Source organism: Halorhodospira sp. 9621 (assembly GCF_022228055.1).
GTDB lineage: Bacteria > Pseudomonadota > Gammaproteobacteria > Nitrococcales > Halorhodospiraceae > Halorhodospira > Halorhodospira halophila_A.
In genome coordinates, this window is sequence record NZ_JAJNRD010000035.1 from 1 (window position 1) to 17,799 (window position 17,799).

General features: G+C 70.6%; 12 protein-coding genes. 8 read left to right on the forward strand and 4 right to left on the reverse strand.

The features are described 5' to 3' along the window. Positions 1-93: 93 nt before the first annotated feature. The 6 genes from ubiU (at position 94) to LRF89_RS11925 (ending at position 10,590) form a co-directional block, all read left to right on the forward strand. Positions 94-1,089, forward strand: coding sequence for a ubiquinone anaerobic biosynthesis protein UbiU (ubiU, locus tag LRF89_RS11900; RefSeq protein WP_238637190.1), 996 nt, complete (start codon positions 94-96; stop codon positions 1,087-1,089). Between the two features lie 19 nt (positions 1,090-1,108). Beyond that, positions 1,109-2,020: a U32 family peptidase gene (locus LRF89_RS11905; RefSeq protein WP_201169865.1), complete on the forward strand. Its 912-nt coding sequence runs from the start codon at positions 1,109-1,111 to the stop codon at positions 2,018-2,020. After that, positions 2,017-2,481: a ubiquinone anaerobic biosynthesis accessory factor UbiT gene (ubiT, locus tag LRF89_RS11910; protein ID WP_201169863.1), complete on the forward strand. Its 465-nt coding sequence runs from the start codon at positions 2,017-2,019 to the stop codon at positions 2,479-2,481. The genes LRF89_RS11905 and ubiT overlap by 4 nt, the downstream gene beginning before the upstream one ends. 93 nt (positions 2,482-2,574) lie before the next feature. After that, a complete protein-coding gene (locus LRF89_RS11915; protein ID WP_238637191.1) occupies positions 2,575-7,413 on the forward strand; it encodes an NAD-glutamate dehydrogenase in 4,839 nt (1,612 codons plus the stop codon). 15 nt (positions 7,414-7,428) lie between these two features. Next, positions 7,429-8,223 carry an alpha/beta fold hydrolase gene (locus LRF89_RS11920; protein ID WP_238634704.1) on the forward strand — a complete coding sequence of 265 codons (795 nt, stop codon included), beginning with the start codon at positions 7,429-7,431 and terminating at the stop codon, positions 8,221-8,223. A gap of 72 nt (positions 8,224-8,295) precedes the next feature. Next, positions 8,296-10,590 carry an NADP-dependent malic enzyme gene (locus tag LRF89_RS11925; protein WP_201169856.1) on the forward strand — a complete coding sequence of 765 codons (2,295 nt, stop codon included), beginning with the start codon at positions 8,296-8,298 and terminating at the stop codon, positions 10,588-10,590. 99 nt (positions 10,591-10,689) lie between these two features. Here the strand turns inward: LRF89_RS11925 and LRF89_RS11930 are convergent, their stop codons facing one another. Genes LRF89_RS11930 through hemC form a run of 4 tightly spaced genes read right to left on the reverse strand, consistent with a single transcriptional unit; the run spans position 10,690 to position 15,359 of the window. Next, on the reverse strand, positions 10,690-12,012 hold the full coding sequence (locus tag LRF89_RS11930; RefSeq protein WP_238634092.1) for a heme biosynthesis HemY N-terminal domain-containing protein: 1,323 nt from the start codon (positions 12,010-12,012) through the stop codon (positions 10,690-10,692). A gap of 1 nt (position 12,013) precedes the next feature. Beyond that, positions 12,014-13,639 (reverse strand): uroporphyrinogen-III C-methyltransferase, encoded by a 1,626-nt coding sequence (locus tag LRF89_RS11935; RefSeq protein ID WP_238637192.1) that lies wholly within the window; start codon positions 13,637-13,639, stop codon positions 12,014-12,016. Beyond that, on the reverse strand, positions 13,636-14,430 hold the full coding sequence (locus tag LRF89_RS11940; RefSeq protein ID WP_201169846.1) for a uroporphyrinogen-III synthase: 795 nt from the start codon (positions 14,428-14,430) through the stop codon (positions 13,636-13,638). Before LRF89_RS11940 ends, LRF89_RS11935 begins: the two co-directional genes overlap by 4 nt. After that, a complete protein-coding gene (hemC, locus tag LRF89_RS11945; protein WP_238637193.1) occupies positions 14,427-15,359 on the reverse strand; it encodes a hydroxymethylbilane synthase in 933 nt (310 codons plus the stop codon). The genes LRF89_RS11940 and hemC overlap by 4 nt, the downstream gene beginning before the upstream one ends. A 220-nt stretch (positions 15,360-15,579) precedes the next feature. Here hemC and argH point away from each other — a divergent pair, with 220 nt between their 5' ends. Beyond that, positions 15,580-16,977: an argininosuccinate lyase gene (gene argH / locus LRF89_RS11950; RefSeq protein WP_201169842.1), complete on the forward strand. Its 1,398-nt coding sequence runs from the start codon at positions 15,580-15,582 to the stop codon at positions 16,975-16,977. Next, positions 16,974-17,771, forward strand: coding sequence for a 16S rRNA (adenine(1518)-N(6)/adenine(1519)-N(6))-dimethyltransferase RsmA (gene rsmA, locus LRF89_RS11955; RefSeq protein ID WP_201169840.1), 798 nt, complete (start codon positions 16,974-16,976; stop codon positions 17,769-17,771). Before argH ends, rsmA begins: the two co-directional genes overlap by 4 nt. The last annotated feature ends 28 nt before the right edge of the window (positions 17,772-17,799 follow it).

The window sequence follows — 17,799 nt, forward strand, 5'->3', positions numbered from 1 at the left end:
CGGCTCGGCGCCATTCAGGCGTAGCGGCAGGCTTCGCTCAGGCCGGCGATCGGTTAGAATGCATCGGTTAGTCGGTGAGCGACGGAGGAACCCATGGAACTGCTCTGCCCGGCCGGTAACCTGACCGCCCTGCGCACCGCCGTGGACAACGGGGCCGACACGGTCTACATCGGCTTCCGGGATGCGACCAACGCACGCCACTTCCCGGGGCTCAACTTTACCCCGGAGCAGGCCGCACGGGGCGTCGAGTACGCCCATCAGCGGGGCGTGCGCGTCCTCGTCGCCGTCAACTCCTACGTCCAGGCCGGTGGATGGGCGCAATGGCAGCGCTCCATCGACGAGGCCGCCCGCATCGGCGCCGACGCCGTCATCGTCGCCGATCTGGGCCTGCTCGAGTACACCGCTGAACAGTGGCCGGATCTGGGCCTGCACCTCTCCGTCCAGGCCTCGGCGACCACCCCCGAGGCCCTCGACTTCTACAAGCGCTGCTACGGGGTCAGCCGCGCCGTGCTGCCGCGCGTGCTTTCCATCCAGCAGGTCGAGGCCCTGGCCGGTGATACCGACGTCGAGCTCGAGGTCTTCGGCTTCGGCTCGCTGTGCGTCATGGCCGAAGGGCGCTGCCTGCTTTCCTCTTACGCCACCGGCGAATCGCCCAATACCGTGGGGGCGTGCTCGCCGGCGTGGGCCGTGCAGTGGCAGGAGACCCCCCAGGGCCGCGAGGCGCGGCTCGGTGGGCTGCTCATCGACCGCTTCGCGCCCGACGAGCCGGCGGGCTATCCGACCATCTGCAAGGGGCGCTACGACGTCGAGGGGGCCTTGGAGCACGCCTTCGAGTCGCCCACCAGCCTGGAGACCGCCGAGCTGTTGCCGCGGCTCAAGCGCGCCGGCATCCACGCGGTCAAGATCGAGGGACGCCAGCGCAGCCCGGCCTACGTGGGTAAGGTGACCCGCATCTGGCGACAGCTCATCGACCGCATCCCCGAAGCCGAGGGCGACTACACCCCGGACCCGGCGCAGGTGGCGGCCCTGCGCGAGTTCTCCGAGGGGGCCACCACCACCCTCGGCCCCTACGAGCGCAACTGGCAGTGACCGGCGAGAGGGCAAGCCGATGAAGATCGCGATCGGGCCGATTCTCTACCACTGGCCGGCGGCCGATATCCGCCGGTTCTACGACGGGTTGCGCGGGCGGGTCGATACCTTCTACCTGGGTGAGACAGTCTGCGGCCGCCGCCGCGAGCTGCGTCCCGAGGAGTGGATCGGTCTCGGCCGCGAGCTGGCCGAGGAGGGCCACGAGGTGGTGCTCTCCACCCTGAGCCTCGTCGAGGCGCGCTCCGAGGCGTCGGTGGTACGTCGGCTGTGCGATAACGGCGAGCTGCGGGTCGAAGCCAACGACTTCACCGCGGTCAGCGAACTGGAGCGCCGCGGCCTCCCCTTTGTCGCCGGGCCGACCCTCAACCTCTACAGCGGTCGCGCCCTGCGTGCCATGCAGCGCGCCGGCGCGGTGCGCTGGGTGCCGCCCATGGAGTTGCCCGGTGACTCCCTGCGCGGGGTGCTCGGCGAACTCACCGAACTCGGCGGCGAAGCCATGGAGACCGAGGTCTTCGCCTACGGCCGCCAGCCGCTGGCCTTCTCGGCCCGGTGTTTCTCGGCCCGGCACTACGACCGCCCCAAGGACGACTGCGGCTTTGTCTGCGGTCACCACCCCGAGGGGTTGCCGGTGACCACCCGGGCCGGGGAGCCGTTTCTGGTCATCAACGGTATCCAGACCCAGTCCTGGGGCTGCGCCAATCTGCTCCCGGCCATCCCGGACATGCAGCAGATGGGCGTGAGCGCGGTGCGCCTTTCACCACGCCCCGGTGCCATGGACCAGGTGGTGGCCGCTTTCCGGTCCGCGATCGCCGGCGAGCCGGCGACGCTGCACGAGCCGGAGCCGGGGCAGCAGTGCGACGGCTACTGGTGGGGCGAGGCCGGACACACCCGCAAGGCCCCCGAGCCGGGGATGGCGGAGGCAGACCGATGAAGAGACCGCAGCTCGATCAGGCCCTGCCGCTGCTACTGGCACCGCTTCGCTTCGTGCCCGGGCCGGTCAATGCCGCCGTGGTGCCGGCGGTTCTGCAGCAGGTGCTGGCGGACGCGCTGGCCGACGGCGAGCTGGAGATCCTCGTCGACCGGACGCTGGCGTTGGAGGTCACCGACGCCCGGCTGGCCTACGGCTTCACCCTCCGCGATGGACGACTGGCCACGGCCGAGCCCGCTGGGGCGGATGTCACCATCCGTGGAGATGCCGCCGCGTTCCTGGCGCTGGCCGGCGGCGCTGCCGACCCGGACATGCTCTTCTTCCGCCGGCGGCTTAGCGTCGAGGGCGATGTTGCCCTGGGCCTGTCGGTGAAGAACCTGCTGGAGAGCTACGAGCCCCGCCACCGGTTGCCCGGGCCCCTGTGCCGCGCCCTCGAGGCGGCCGCTGCCCAGGTCAAGGTGTAGCGGCCGCCTCCCTGGCCGCGGTGCCCCCCGAGCCACTACAGTGGAGTGGCGCGCCCCGCGGGGTGGGGGGGCTGGCGGACAGAGGGGCAGGTGATGAGCGGTGCTGGTGAGCGGGGTTGCGGCGGCAGCGACGATCCGCGTCGACGCCTGGGCGAGCGGATCGGCAGGCGCTGGCCCCGACAACAGGCGGACGATCTGGCGCGTTTCGTGACGCGCTATTACGCCCGGGTCGCGGCCGAGGATCTCGAGGATCGGGATCCCGAGGACCTTCTCGGCGCCGCCGTCGCCCACTGGCGCCTGGCCGGGCGCCGGCCGCCAGGCCAGGCGGCGATTCGCGTCTACAACCCGGACCCGGAGCAGCACGGCTGGGAGAGCCGTCACACCGTCGTCGACCTGGTCGTCGACGACCGTGCCTTCCTGATCGATTCGGTGACCATGGCCCTGCAGCAGCAGGGGCTCGTCATCCACCGTTTGTTCCACCCGGTGCTCGCCGTGCGCCGCCAGGAAGGGGGCGAGGGCGTCGCGGCGGTGGACGACGCGGATGCCCCCCTGACCGCGTTCATGCACTTCGAGGTGGATCGGCGCACCGCCCCCGAGGAGCTTGATGCCCTGCATCGGCGACTGCAGGCCGTCCTCGACGACGTCGCCACCGTTGTCGACGACTGGCGCGCGATGCGCAGCCAGCTCCTGGCTGCCGCCGACGAGCTCCAGGAGTGTCCGCCACCCGGGCTCGCCGCCGCAGACCGGGCCGAGGTGGACGCCTTTCTGCGTTGGGCGGCCGAGCACCATTTCACCTTCATCGGCTACCGGGCCTACCGCCTCGAGCAGGCCGACGACGGCCTCTGCCTGGTGCCGGAGCCGGACCGGGCCTGCGGCATCCTGCGTCACGCGCCGGCGACCCCCTCGCTGCGCTTTGCCGCTCTGGCCCCGGAGGTGCAGGAGCGCGCACTGGAGCCCGAGCCGCTGATCCTGACCCAGACCAACGCCCGCTCGCCGGTGCACCGTCCCGGCCCCATGGACTACCTCGGGGTCAAACGTTTCGATGCGCAGGGGCGGGTGGTGGGCGAGCACCGTTTCCTGGGTCTCTACACCTCGGCGGCCTACTACCGCAGCGCTCAGGAGATTCCGCTGCTGCGCCGCAAGGTGGCCACGGTCCTTCAGCGCGCCGGTTACCCGGCCGAGAGTCACGCCGGTAAGGCGCTGCTCAACATCCTTGAGACCTACCCGCGGGACGAGCTCTTCCAGATCGAGGTTGACGAACTCGAGCGCATCGCTCGCGCCGTGCTCCACCTGCGCGAGCGCCCGCGGGTGCGCCTGCTGGTGCGCTACGATCCCTGGCAGCGCTTCGCCTCCTGCCTGGTCTACGTCCCGCGGGAGCGCTACGACACGGCCAATCGGCGGCGCATCCAGGCCCGCCTCGAGCAGGCCCTGGGGGCGCCCGAGAGCGATTTCAGCGTCCAGATCGGCGAGTCGCTCCTGGCGCGCATCCGCTTCATCCTGCCCCTGCCCGGGCGCGGCGTGCCCGATGTCGACCTGTGCGCTCTCGAGGGGCGTCTGGCCGAGGCCGTGCGCTCGTGGGCCGACAGCCTGCAGGAGGCTCTGCACGAGCGGCTCGGCGAGGAACAGGGCAGTCGCCTGGCGCAGTGCTACGCCGACGCCTTCCCGGTGGCCTACCAGGAGGGGGTGCCCGCCCGGGTGGCGGCCCAGGACGTAGAGCGGATCGAGCGCGTGAACCGCGGCGCGGGCCCGCAGATGGTCCTCTACCGGCCCGTGGAGGCCGGTGCTGGGGCGCTGCGCTTCAAACTCTTCCACGGGGCACGCCCGGCCAGCCTTTCCGACGCGCTGCCGGTGTTCGAGGACATGGGCCTGCGGGTGGTGGACGAGCAACCCTTCGAGGTCGCCGCCACCGGTGCTCCGGTCTGCTGGATTCACGATTTCGGTCTGTGCTGGCAGGGGGTGGGGGGGTGCGACCCCCAGGCGGTGGGCGAGCGTTTCCGCGACGCCTTCGGCGCCGTCTGGTCACAGGCGGCCGAGAGCGACGGCTTCAATCGCCTGGTCCTGGCCGCTGGCCTGGACTGGCGCGAGGTGGCTGTGCTGCGTGCCTATGCCCGCTATCTGCGTCAGATCGGGAGCACCTTCTCCCAGGCCTACATGGCCGAGACCCTGGCGGCGCATCCGCGCATCGCCGCGCTGCTGGTGGCCCTTTTCCACGCCCGCTTCGACCCCGGACGCGCCGACGCCGAGCGGGTCGCCGGCGAGGCGGCGGCCATCCGCGAGGCGCTGCAGGGGGTGGCCAGCCTGGATCAGGATCGGATCCTGCGCCAGCTGCTGGCGGCGCTGGAGGCCACCGCCCGCACCAACCACTACACCGCCGCGACAGGGGCACCGCTCGCCCTCAAGCTGCATCCGGCCAGTATCCCCGACCTGCCGCGGCCGGTGCCGTGGGCGGAGATCTTCGTCTATGCCCCGGCCTTCGAGGGGGTTCACCTGCGCGGCGGCGAGGTGGCCCGCGGCGGGCTGCGCTGGTCGACGCGGCGCGAGGATTTCCGCAGTGAGGTGCTCGGGCTGATGAAAGCGCAGATGGTCAAAAACGCCGCTATCGTGCCGGTCGGGGCCAAGGGCGGTTTCGTGGTCAAGGATTTGCCCGGCGCCGGGGCGGCGCAGCGTGAAGCGGTCCGCGACGCCTACCGGTCCTACATCGAGGCGCTGCTCCAGGTTACCGACAACCTCCGCGATGGCCGGGTGGTGCCGCCGGAAGGGGTGCTCCGCCACGACGGTGACGACCCCTATCTAGTGGTCGCGGCGGACAAGGGTACGGCTAGCTTCTCGGATCTGGCCAACAGCGTTTCGGCGGCCCACGGCTTCTGGTTGGACGATGCCTTCGCCTCGGGTGGCTCGGCCGGTTACGACCACAAGGCGATGGGCATCACCGCGCGCGGTGCCTGGGAGTCGGTGCGGCGGCACTTCCGCGAGCTTGGTCGCGATGTCCAGCGCGAGCCTCTGACAGTAGTCGGCATCGGCGACATGTCCGGCGATGTCTTCGGCAACGGCATGCTCTGCTCCGAGCAGATCCGCCTGGTGGCCGCCTTCGACCACCGGCACGTCTTCATCGACCCGCAGCCGGACGCGGCGCTTGCCTACGCTGAGCGTCAGCGGCTGTTCGCTCTGGAGGGTTCTAGCTGGGCGGACTACGATCCGGCGCGGATCTCCGCCGGCGGCGGCGTCTATCCGCGCAGTGCCAAGTCCGTCTCGCTCTCCTCCGAGGCGTGCCGGGCGCTCGGCATTGAGACCGCTGAGCTGACCCCGGACCAGCTCATCCAGGCTGTGCTGCGCGCCCCGGTGGATCTGCTCTGGAACGGCGGCATCGGTACCTACGTCAAGGCCCGGGAGCAGAGCCACACCGAGGTCGGCGACAAGGCCACCGACGGAGTGCGAATCGACGCGCGTCAGCTGCGCTGCCGCGTGGTGGGCGAGGGCGGCAACCTGGGCTTCACCCAGGCGGCGCGGGTGGAGTACGCCGCCGCCGGCGGCCGGATCAACACCGACGCCATCGACAACGTCGGCGGTGTGGCCTGCTCCGACCACGAGGTCAATATCAAAATCCTGCTTAACGAAGCCCGCGACGACGGCGAACTCACCGGCCGTCACCGTGATGCGCTTCTGGCGGAAATGACCGAGGAGGTGGCGGAACGGGTCCTCGAGACCTGCCGCGCCCAGGCCGGCGCCCTGAGCCTGGCCGAAGCCGAGGCCACGGCGCGGCTCGATGAGCACGCCGAGCTGATGCGCCGGCTCGAACGTGACGGCGTTCTCGATCGGACCCTCGAGGGGCTGCCCGACGATGAGGCACTGGCCGAGCGGGCCGCGCGGGAGTTGGGGCTGCTGCGGCCCGAACTGGCGGTACTACTGGCCTACGCCAAGATCGTCGTCCAGCGCGAACTGCGCGCCTCGGCGCTGCCCGGTGAGGCGTTCATGGAGCCGTTGCTGTTCGACTACTTCCCGCCGGCGCTCGGCGAGCGTTACGCCGAGCGCGTCCGCGGCCACCGTCTGCGCCGGGAACTGGTGGCCACCGCCGCCGCCAACCGGGTGGTCAACCGCATGGGCGAGACCTTCTGCGCGCGGCTGGCCGCGCGCTCGGGCTGCGAGGTGGCGGAGGTGGTGCGGGCGTGGTTCGTGGCCGAGGCAATGTTCGCGCTCGACGCCGCCTGGGAGGGTGTCGAGGCGCGGGCGAGCGAGGTGGACCACGGCGTGGTCACCGGCCTGCTCCAGGGGGTGCGAGAACTCCACGAGCACGCGACGCTGTGGCTGCTGCGCAACCTCGGTGCCGGGCTCGGGGACGCCGAGGGCGGCGCCGCGGCTGCGGTATCTCGCGTGCGGCCGAGCCTGCAGCGGCTCAACGAGCACCTCAGCGATCTGCTGCCCGCCGCTCGGGCGGAGGCTCTGGCGGCCGAGGGAAAGCGGCTCGAGCAGGCCGGCCTGCCGCCGGGGCTGGCGCGGCGGATGGCGACCCTGCCCGAGCTCTACCCGGCGCTGGACTGGGTGAAGGTGGCAGAATCCACCGGGGCCGACATCCTGGCCATCGCAGCCAGCCACTTCCGTCTGGTCGAGGGCCTCGGCCTGGCGGGTCTGCGTCGGCGGTTGGAGCGGCTCGAGGCCCATGACGGTTGGCAGGTGCGCTTCCGCGAGGGGCTGGTGGCGGATTACGATCTCCAGTTGCGCGGCCTGACGGCGCAGCTGGTGGCGACCCGCGGCGCCGATCCGGCGGCCGTCGACGGTTTCCTGGGCGAGCGGCGCGTGGCGTTGGAGCGCCTGCAGACCGTGCTGGCCGAGGTGCAGCAGAGCGCGGCGCCGGGCGGCGCCGTCCTGGCCGTGGCCGTCCAGGAGCTCAAGGCGCTGGTCCAGGTGGGCGATGCCCGCCGTCTCCCCGAGTCCTGAATCATACGAGGTCCTATGCGCGAACCGGTGCAACTCTCCCTGACCACCCGCGGTGCGGGGGCGCCGCTGCTCCTGCTCCACGGCCTCTACGGCAGTGGCGGCAACCTCAACCGCTTCACCCGCCGCTTCGCCGCTGACTACCGGGTGTTGACCCCGGATCTGCGCAACCACGGCCGATCACCGCATCGGCCGGGCATGGAATACCCGGCACTGGCCGCCGATGTGGAGGCGCTGCTCGATCGCGAGGGTGTTGAGCGGGTGGCCGTGCTGGGCCACTCCATGGGCGGCAAGGTGGCCATGACCCTCGCCCTGACCCGGCCTCGGCGGGTGGCGGCGGTGGTCGCCGCAGACATCGCTCCGGTGGCCTACCGGCACGAGCACGCCACCGTGATCGCCGCCCTGCAACGGGTCGATGTGGCCGGGGCCGCCAGTCGGCGCGAGGTGGATGCCGCCCTGGCGGCCGAGATCACGTCGCCGGCGGTCCGCCAGTTCCTGCTGACCAACCTGGTCCCTGCCGCCGGGGGTGGTTACCAGTGGCGTATCCCGTTGCAGCTCCTCGCCGAGGCGGTGCCGGATATCCAGGGTTTTCCGGATCTGGCGGGTACTTATGACGGCCCGGCACTGTTCCTCTATGGAACGGCCTCTGACTACTTCGACCCGGTCCGGCACCGGGATGCCGCGGCCGGGTATTTTCCGGCGGCCGAGTTCGAGGCCCTGGAGGGCGCTGGTCACTGGCTGCACGCCGAGCAGCCCGAGGCCTTCGCGGCTGCCGTGGAGCGTTTCCTGGCGCGGACCTACCCGGCCCGGTAGGCCCGGCCACCCTGGAAGCAAGCATCAAGCTCACCCTATACTGGGCTGATTCAACACCCCAAGGGAATTTATATGTCCGACGACTTCAAAGAAGCCGCCCTCGAATACCACCGACAGCCAACCCCTGGCAAGATCGAGGTCATCCCCAGCAAACCGCTGGCTAACCAGCGTGACCTCGCCCTGGCCTACTCGCCCGGCGTGGCCTCGGCCTGCGAAGCCATTGTCAACGATCCCCGCGAGGCGGCCGCCATGACCACCCGGGGCAACCTGGTGGCGGTGATCACCAACGGCTCCGCCGTCCTCGGACTGGGCAACATCGGTCCGCTGGCGTCGAAGCCGGTGATGGAGGGCAAGGGCGTCCTGTTCAAGAAGTTCGCCGGCATCGATGTCTTCGATATCGAGGTCGACGAGCCGGACGCCGAGCGCTTCGTCGACATCGTCTCCGCCCTGGAGCCGACCTTCGGGGGCATCAACCTGGAGGACATCAAGGCGCCGGAGTGCTTCGAGATCGAGGAGGCCCTCAAGCGCCGGATGAACATCCCGGTCTTCCACGACGATCAACACGGCACCGCCATCATCACCGCCGCGGCCATCCGCAACGGCCTGCGCGTGGTGGGTAAGCGCCTGGAGGACGTCACCCTGGTCTGCTCCGGTGCCGGGGCGGCGGCTATCGCCTGCCTCGACCTGCTGGTGGCCATGGGCCTGCCCAGGGAGCAGATCACCGTCACCGATCGAAAGGGCGTGGTCTATAAGGGGCGCAAGGAGTACATGGATCCGCGCAAGGAGGGCTACGCCCGGGAGACGGCCGCGCGGAGCCTGCGTGAAGTGATCGAGGGTGCGGATATCTTCCTGGGCCTGTCGGCACCGGGGGTGCTCAACGCCGAGATGGTCAATCTGATGGCCGATCGGCCGATCATCATGGCGCTGGCCAATCCGGTCCCCGAGATCCTCCCCGAGGAGGCGCGGGAGGCCCGTCCCGATGCGGTGCTCGCCACCGGCCGCTCGGATTATCCGAACCAGGTGAACAACGTCCTGTGCTTCCCATTCATCTTCCGTGGGGCGCTGGACGTGGGCGCCAGCGCCATCAACGAGGCGATGAAGATCGCCGCGGTGGAGGCCATCGCCGACCTGGCCACCGAGGAGTCCTCCGAGGAAGTGGTGGCGGCCTACGGGGGGCGGCCCTGGAGCTTCGGGGCCGACTACCTGATCCCCAAGCCGTTCGACCCCCGGTTGATCAGCCGCGTGGCGCCGGCAGTGGCCCACGCCGCCATGGAGAGCGGGGTTGCCTGCCGGCCGATCAACGACTTCGAGGCCTATCGGCTGCAGCTGCAGCAGTACGTGTTCCAGTCGGGCCTGGTGATGAAGCCGATCTTCGAGCGCGCCCGCGAGCAGCCCAAGCGGGTGGTTTACACCGACGGCGAGGAGGAGCGCATCCTGCGCGCCGTGCAGCTGGTCGTGGACGAGAATCTGGCGCGGCCCATCGTGGTCGGGCGGCGGCGAGTGGTCGAGAAGCGGCTGCGTCAGCTCGGCCTGCGCGTGCAGATCGACGAGGACTTCGAGCTGGTCGACCCGGAGGGCGACCCGCGCTACCGCGACTACTGGCAGGCGTACTACCACCTGATGGCCCGCCGCGGTGTGACCCCGGCGCGGGCACGGACCGTGGTGCGCACGCGCAATACCGTCATCGGTGCGCTGATGGTCCACTTGGGCGATGCAGATGCCCTGGTCGGCGGTATCGAGGGGCGCTACCAGCGGCAGATGCAGCATATCCAGGACGTTATCGGTCGACGCCGTGGGGTGCGGAACCTGGCGGCCATGAACGTGCTGATCATGCCCAAGGGGACTTTCTTCCTGGCGGACACCTACGTCAACCAGGATCCCAACCCCCACGAGATTGCCGAGATGACCCTGCTGGCCGCCGATGAGGTGCGCCGTTTCGGAACCACGCCGAAGGTGGCCCTGCTCTCGCACTCGAACTTCGGGACCTCGTCGCAGCCATCGGCGGAAAAGATGCGCCACGCCCTGGAGCTGATCCAGGATCGGGACCCGGCCCTCGAGGTCGAGGGCGAGATGCACGGCGATGCGGCGATCTCCGAGGAGGTGCGGCGGCGCATCTTCCCCGATGCGCAGCTGGAGGGCGAAGCGAACCTGCTGATCATGCCCGGGCTGGACGCCGCCAACATCTCCTTCAATCTGCTCAAGGCGACCACCGACAGTGTCTCGGTGGGGCCGATCCTGCTCGGGACCGCCAAGCCGGCCCACCTGCTAACGCCGTCCTCGACGGTCCGGGCCATCGTCAACCTCACCGCCCTGTCGGTGGTCGAGGCGCAGATGACCGAGGCTGTGGACGCCGGGAAGCAGACGTAGCGCCGGGGCGGCGGCAGAAGGGGGTACGAAAAAGGCCCCGGGCCACTCTAAGTGGCCCGGGGCCTCTCGTTTGCCCGCCGGTCGCCCGCAGCGTGGGTGTCAGTCGTTGCGGGGTCGCCCCTCGGTGTCGTCGCCGGGGGCGTAGTCGGGGGGGGCGTCCGAGCGGCCCTCCTCGAGCTCCGGCGCCGCCGGGCGCTCCGGGGCGGGCCCCGGCAGACCAGGGAGGGCGTCGCTGCCGGCGCCGGAGAGGTCCATGGCCAGGCGATAGGTGGCCCGGGCCCCGTCGTAGTCCCCCAGATGCTCCTGCAGGGCACCGAGGGTGCGCAGGTACTCCGGCCGGGCCGTCTGGTCCACGGCGGCCTGCAGGTAGTCCCGGGCCCGGTCCCACTGCTCGGCCTGCAGGGCCAGGATGCCCGCGGCGTAGAGGGTCTTCGGATCGTCCCGGTGGGCTTGGATCCAGCCCTCGGCCTTCTCCAGCCGCGTCGCGTAGGTGGCGGTGTCGTCGGCCGGCAGGCGAGCGTAGCGCTCGAGCAGCTCGGGGTTCCACTCCTTCTGCAGCTGCTTCTGGATGAGCTCCTCGGCGCTCTGTACCTCCCCGAGGGTGATCAGCCCGTCCACGTAGGCGCAGAGCACCTCGGGATCCTTGCGCAGGCCCCGGCTCAGGTCCTGCCACGCCTCTTGCAGGGCCTGCTTGTCCTCGCCGGAGGCCCGCGCCAGGCGCTCTCGGGCCACCCAGCGGTTGAGATCGAGGAGTTCGTTCTTGGGCAGGATGCCTTGGCGGTCGATGCGCGGCAGCAGGGGCTCGAGCCGCTCCCAGTCGCCCAGGGCGCGACAGCAGCCGATCATCAGCTCCAGGGCCCGGCGATGCTTGGGCTCCTTATCGAGGACGGCCGACACGCTCGCCTGAGCCTCTTCCCACTGCCCCGATTCGGCCTGCAACTGCGCCTGGAGCAGCCGGACCGCCAGGTTGGCGTCGGGCCCGCTCTTCTCGGCCGTGGTCAGGTAGCCGTCCCGCACCTCGCGGGCGCCCCGGCGCTGGGCGGCGATCGCCGCGGTCAGGTAGTTCACCAGGGGCGCCTCGCTGCGCCGGGCGCTGTGCACCAGCTGCTTTTCGGCGGTGTCGTAGTCACCCTCGGCAAAGCGCAGCAGCCCGGAGGTGAGTTCTGTGCGGGCCGACTCCTGCCGCCGCTGGCCCTGCCAGCTACGCAGCCGGCGCGGCATGCTCCACAGCCGCCCAAGGGCGGCCAGGGCCAGGTAGAGCAGGAGGACCAAGAGCCCCAGGACCACGGCGGAGAAGAGCAAGCTCATCTCCAGCCGCCAAGGCCCCACGGAGAGCATCACGTAGCCCTCCTGCTGGTTGAAGTACAGCGCCGTAAGTACGGCACCGGCCAGGATCAGTAGGTAGATGAACAGGCGGCGCATGTCAGAACGGCTTCACTGGTTCAAGGAGGGGTTCGATATCCGGCAGGTCGTGCCGGATCGGCTCGTCGGCCAAGTCCAGTAGGTCGTCTCTGGCCTCGGCGACGCGCTCGTCGTCGGTGTCGAAGCGGCGTTCCAGCCACCCGGCGGCCCGCTCCAGCCCGGCGCGATAGCTCTCTTGGTCGCCGCTGTGCAGTGCCAGCAGGACGCTCTCCAGCTGCAGACGCAGCCCCTCGCGCAGGAAGTACTGCTGCTCCGGGGTGAGGAGTTCTTCCAGCTCCTCCTCGTGTTGCACCCGGACCAGCTCACCGAGTCCCTCGCGCAGGCGGCTCCAGGCCCGACTCAGAGCGCCCCGCCAGCCCTCCTCGGCTTCGTCGAGCTCCGGCAGATCCGGGGCCACGCCCTCGCCCGGATCGCCGGTGAGGGCAAGGTCATTGATCTCGTCCATGCGCGCAGTGATGCGCTCGCGGATGCCGCCAATATCCGGGCCGGAGTAGTCGAGCAGGGCGTCGATGGCCTCGCGGATGGCTTGGCGCTCCGGGATGCTCTCGCCGCCGAGTTCGGCCAGGAGGCCGTCGGCGCCCCGCAGGGCGGCCAAGGCGGAATCCACGTCGTGGTGGTGGCGGACCCGGTGGATGGCAATCTGCGCCAGGTAGCCGGCCTCGGCCTTCAGCCAGCCTTCCTCTTCCTGCTCGCTGCGCGCCCCGAGGCGCTCCATGTCCTCGTCGAGCCCCTCCTGCGCCGCAGCAAGTTCCTCGACCCGCTCTTCAAGGCGGGACTCGATCTCGTCCATGCGCTCGGTCAGTCGCGCGTCCAGATCCCCCAGCGCGGCCTCGCCGACGCCCTCCGCATCGCCCAGCTCATCGAACCGGGCGGCCAGATCGTCCACGCGGGACTCCAGTGACGCCAGGCTATCGGCGGTATCGTCGCTAGCCTGCTTGGCTGCCTCGACGTCCGCGGCGAGGGCGTCGAAGTCCTCCAGGTACTCTTCCAGGCGGGCGGCGGCCTCGGCCTGCTCGCGTGCCTTCTCAAGGGTCTCGTCGAGCTCGGCATCGCGCTCCTCCTGGGCGGCGACGCGCTCGTCGAGCTCTTGCTGAGCGGCCTGCAGTTCCTCGTAGAGCTGATAACCGTAGACGCCCGCAGCAACGGTGCCGCCGCCGAGCAGAACGATGACGAACCACAGGGTGAAACGGCTGCGCGGTTCGGGGGTGGAACTCAGCCGACTGCCACCGCCTCCGTCGCTGCCGCCGCCACTTCCGGAGCCGGACTTGCCGCTGTCCTGCTCCTTACCCTTGTGGTCCTCCTTGCCTTCCTTGTCGTCGCCGCCGGAGGCTTGCTCCTGGCTCGATTGGGTGCTCGCGGCGGCGCTGCTGGAACGTTCCTGGCCGGTGGCGTCGCTGCTGCTGCCCGCCTCGCCCGGCTGTTCACCGGGCCGGGTATCGCTCTGGCCACCGCCGGCGCTCTCCTGGCTGCCGCTGCCGGTGGCAGCGCCGGGCTGGGGGGCGGGCTGCCCTGGGCGGGCATCGCCGCGACGCGGGCTATCACCGCTGCGCGATTCGGAGGAACTCTGCGCGCCGCGGTTCGGATCCTCCGGGCGATTCCGGTCCTCCGGACGGTTGGGGTTGCTCATCTTCGCCTACTCCTGATCTCTGCCACGGCCCTGGCGGCGCGTGCGGTGGCCGCCGTGAGCTCTTCTTCCGCCGCGGTTGCCGCGATCTCGACATGTCCGGCGTGGGGGCTCGCCATGACCGCCACCCGGTCGCCGATGACGACCACCGCAGCCCGGGCGAGCCACCGTCGGCCACGGTCCCCGACGAGCTCCAGGAAGTTCTCCAGAACCTCGCCGCTGGTGGCGATGACGACCTGAACGCGGTCGGCCTCGGCGGCCGCGAGCAGCGGGGTGGGGTCGGCCGACGGCCGGATGCGTCGATAGACTTCCAGAAAACCCACCTCGGCGCCACAGTCGCGGAGTGTCTCGGCCAAGTGCGGCCGCCCTCCGACTCCGCGGACTATCATGACACGCCCCGAGCTGATGCTGCCAAGTTCCGTTTCCTCCAGCAGATCCTCGCTCGTGGCGCCATGGCGGGGGTAGAGCACCTCCTCGATGCCGTTGCGACGAAGTGCCTCGGCGGTGCCCCGGCCGACGGTGGCGCAGCGGGCGTGGGCGGCGGGGCCACCGGCGGCGCGGATGCGTGGCAGCCCGTGGTCGACGGCGTTCTGACTGACGAAGATCAGCCAGTCGGCGCCGGCGGCCTGCCGGGCTGCCTCCTGCCGTGCCGCGTCGTCCGGCTCGGCGGCGATCTCCAGGGTGGGAAACCGCCACACCTCGGCGCCGGCCTCCTCCAGGGCGTGAGCGAGACCCTCCGCCTGGTGGGCGGGTCGGCTGACGACGACGCCGGTGCCGTCCAGGGGCCCCGTCATGGCTGCTCGGCGAGGGCCTTGAGGATGCGGTCGGCCCCGCGGGCGAGTAGGTCGTCGCCCAGCTGGCGGCCCAGGTTCTCGGCATCGGCGGCGGGGCCGCGGATCTCGCCCCGGATGACTTCGCTGCCGTCAACGGCGCCCACCAGACCGCGCAGGTGGACCTCGTCGCCGTCGAGCTCGGCGTAGCCGCCGATGGGAACCTGGCAGCTGCCCTCGAGCCGGGCGTTCATGCCCCGCTCGGCGCTGATGCGGATGCGGGTGGGCTCGTGGTTGAGACCCTCCACGAGTTTCATGACCCGCTCGTCGCCCTCCCGGCATTCGATGCCGAGCGCACCCTGGCCCACCGCAGGCAGGCTCTGTTCCGGCGTCAGGCGCCCGGCGATGCGGTGCGTCAGCTCCAGGCGGTCGAGCCCGGAGGCGGCCAGGATGATGGCGTCGTAAACGCGATCGTCGAGCTTGCGCAGCCGGGTCTGGACGTTGCCGCGCAGGACCTCGATGTGCAGGTCGGGCCGGCGGTCCATGATCTGGCATTGACGGCGCAGGCTCGCCGTACCGACCCGGGCGCCGTGGGGGAGCTCATCCAGGTCCGTGTAGTGGTTGGAGACGAAGGCGTCCCGCGGATCGGCCCGGTCCGAGACGGCGGCCAGGGCGAAGCCGTCGGGCAGGCGCCAGGGGATGTCCTTCATCGAGTGCACGGCCAGATCGGCGTCGCCGCGCAGCATGCCGTCCTCGAGTTCCTTCATGAACAAGCCCTTGCCGCCAATGCGCGCCAGCGGCTGATCGAGGATCTCGTCGCCGCGGGTGGACATGGGGACCAGCTCCACCTCCAGGCCGGGGTGCAGGCGCTGCAGTTCGGCGGCGATGTGCTCGGCCTGCCACATGGCAAGCTGGGAACGGCGGGTGGCGATTCGCAGGGATTCAGCGGCCATTACGGTCCATCCTGACTGGTTAGACTCGGAGAAAAACACGCTAAAGTGTCGTCGCAATGCCGCCCCGGTTTCAACCTGTTGTCGCCGATAGTGACGCCGCAGGGGGCGCGCGCGACGGCCGCTCGGCACTACAATGACGGCCGCGCCGGCGCCCCCGCCGGGCGGGACGACCGGCTTGAGACCCTTTCCGCCCACTGAAAAGCGATCGTGAGCACCCGCTATGAGCCAGAAAGACGCAGCCCCCGGCCAGCAGCTGTGGACCGGCCGTTTCACTGAGGCGACCGACGCATTCGTCGAGCGCTTCTCGGCCTCGGTGCAGTTCGATGCCCGCCTCGCCCTGCACGACATCCAGGGCTCCGAGGCGCACGCCCGCATGCTTGCCGAGCGCGGTGTGCTGACCGAGGCCGAGCGCGACGCCATCCTCCAGGGCCTGGCCGAGATCCGCCAGGAGGTGGTCGAGGAGCGCTTCCCCTGGTCGCCGCAGCTCGAGGATGTCCACATGAACATCGAGCACCGGTTGACCCAGCGCATCGGCGAGGCCGGCAAGAAGCTCCATACCGGCCGCTCGCGCAACGACCAGATCGCCACCGACGTGCGTCTCTTCCTGCGCGAGGCCATCGACACCATCCGCGCCGAGCTTGCCCGCTTCCAGAACGGCCTGGTCGATCTGGCCGAGCGCGAGGCCGACACCATCATGCCCGGCTTCACCCACCTGCAGGTGGCCCAGCCGGTGACCTTCGGCCACCACATGCTGGCCTGGTACGAGATGCTCGAGCGCGATCGCGACCGGCTGGCTGACTGCCGTCGCCGGCTCAACCAGTGCCCCCTGGGCGCCGCGGCGCTGGCCGGGACTTCGTTCCCCATCGACCGCGAGGCGACCGCCCGCGAGCTGGGCTTTGATGGGCCGACGCGCAACTCCCTGGACTCGGTCAGTGACCGCGACTTCGCCATCGAGTTCTGTGCCGACGCCAGCCTGGTCCTCGTGCACCTCTCGCGCATGGCCGAGGAGCTGGTGCTGTGGACGTCGCAGCAGTTTGGCTTCATCGACTTGCCGGATCGCTTCTGCACCGGTTCGTCGATCATGCCGCAGAAGAAGAACCCCGACGTGGCGGAGCTGGTGCGCGGCAAGGCCGCCCGGGCCCAGGGCAGCCTGGTTCAGCTGCTGACCCTGATGAAGGGCCAGCCGCTGGCCTACAACCGGGACAACCAGGAGGACAAGGAGCCGCTGTTCGATGCCGTGGATACGGCCCGTGATGCGCTCACCGCCTTCGCCGATATGGTCCCGGCGCTGACCGTCAACCGCGAACGCTGCCGCGAGGCGGCCCGGGCCGGTTTCGCCACCGCCACCGATCTGGCCGATTACCTGGTTCGCCAGGGGCTGGCTTTCCGCGACGCCCACGAGGTGGTCGGCCGTGCCGTGCGCTACGCCACGGAGGCCGACCGCGACCTGGCCGAGCTCAGCCTCGAGGAGCTGCGGCAGTTCTCCGCGGCCATCGGCGACGACGTCTTTGCGGTCCTGACCCTCGATGGCTCGGTGGCGGCGCGTTCCCACATCGGCGGCACGGCGCCGGAGCAGGTCCGTGCCCAGGCCCGTGCGGCCCGGGAGCGCCTGGCTTGAGCCACCGCCCGCGTAAGCGTTTCGGGCAGAACTTCCTGCGCGATCCGTCGGTCATCCAGCGCATGATCACGGCGATCGCCCCGCGGCAGGGGCAGACGCTGCTGGAGATCGGCCCCGGCGAGGGGGCACTGACCGAGCCGCTGCTCGAACGCCTGGGCAGCCTGACGGCGGTGGAGCTCGACCGCGATCTGGCGCCCCGGCTGCGCGAGCGTTTCGGCCCTGCCCTGACGGTGATCGAGGGTGACGCCCTGGAGCTGGATCCGGCCGGGCTGGCTCCGGCCCAGGGGCGACTGCGCGTGGTGGGGAATCTGCCCTACAACGTCTCGACGCCGATCCTGTTTCACCTGCTCGCCGCCGCGGACACCATCGAGGATCTGCACCTGCTCCTCCAGCGGGAGGTGGTGGATCGGATGGTGGCGCCGCCGGGGAGCCGGACCCGGGGGCGGCTGTCGGTGATGGTGCAGTACCGCTGCCGGGTGGAGCGCTGCTTCAACGTGCCGGCCGGGGCGTTCTTCCCGGCGCCGAAGGTGATGTCGTCGTTTGTTCGCCTCGTCCCCCACCGTCCGCTGCCGGCGCCGGCCCAGGACGAGGCGTGGCTGCAGGAGGTGGTGACGGCGGCCTTCGCCGGGCGGCGCAAGACGCTGCGCAACAGCCTCAAGGGGCGGGTCGCGGAGGCGGCGTTCGAGGCGGCGGGGGTCGATCCCGGGGCGCGGGCCGAGACGCTCTCGGTGGAGGCCTTCGTGCGCCTCGCCGATGCCGCACGGGGCGCACCGGAGACCGCCGCAGGGCGGTGAGAGGGAGTCGTACTGACTGACGGTGCTT

What these genes read in the sequence shown, in the direction of transcription:
- LRF89_RS11915 (WP_238637191.1), top strand. Translation starts at nt 2,575, where the DNA reads ATGAGCGGTGCTGGTGAGCGGGGTTGCGGCGGCAGCGACGATCCGCGT.
- LRF89_RS11940 (WP_201169846.1), bottom strand. Translation starts at nt 14,430, where the DNA reads ATGACGGGGCCCCTGGACGGCACCGGCGTCGTCGTCAGCCGACCCGCC.
- LRF89_RS11920 (WP_238634704.1), top strand. Translation starts at nt 7,429, where the DNA reads ATGCGCGAACCGGTGCAACTCTCCCTGACCACCCGCGGTGCGGGGGCG.
- LRF89_RS11905 (WP_201169865.1), top strand. Translation starts at nt 1,109, where the DNA reads ATGAAGATCGCGATCGGGCCGATTCTCTACCACTGGCCGGCGGCCGAT.
- ubiT (WP_201169863.1), top strand. Translation starts at nt 2,017, where the DNA reads ATGAAGAGACCGCAGCTCGATCAGGCCCTGCCGCTGCTACTGGCACCG.
- LRF89_RS11935 (WP_238637192.1), bottom strand. Translation starts at nt 13,639, where the DNA reads ATGAGCAACCCCAACCGTCCGGAGGACCGGAATCGCCCGGAGGATCCG.
- LRF89_RS11925 (WP_201169856.1), top strand. Translation starts at nt 8,296, where the DNA reads ATGTCCGACGACTTCAAAGAAGCCGCCCTCGAATACCACCGACAGCCA.
- ubiU (WP_238637190.1), top strand. Translation starts at nt 94, where the DNA reads ATGGAACTGCTCTGCCCGGCCGGTAACCTGACCGCCCTGCGCACCGCC.
- LRF89_RS11930 (WP_238634092.1), bottom strand. Translation starts at nt 12,012, where the DNA reads ATGCGCCGCCTGTTCATCTACCTACTGATCCTGGCCGGTGCCGTACTT.
- hemC (WP_238637193.1), bottom strand. Translation starts at nt 15,359, where the DNA reads ATGGCCGCTGAATCCCTGCGAATCGCCACCCGCCGTTCCCAGCTTGCC.
- argH (WP_201169842.1), top strand. Translation starts at nt 15,580, where the DNA reads ATGAGCCAGAAAGACGCAGCCCCCGGCCAGCAGCTGTGGACCGGCCGT.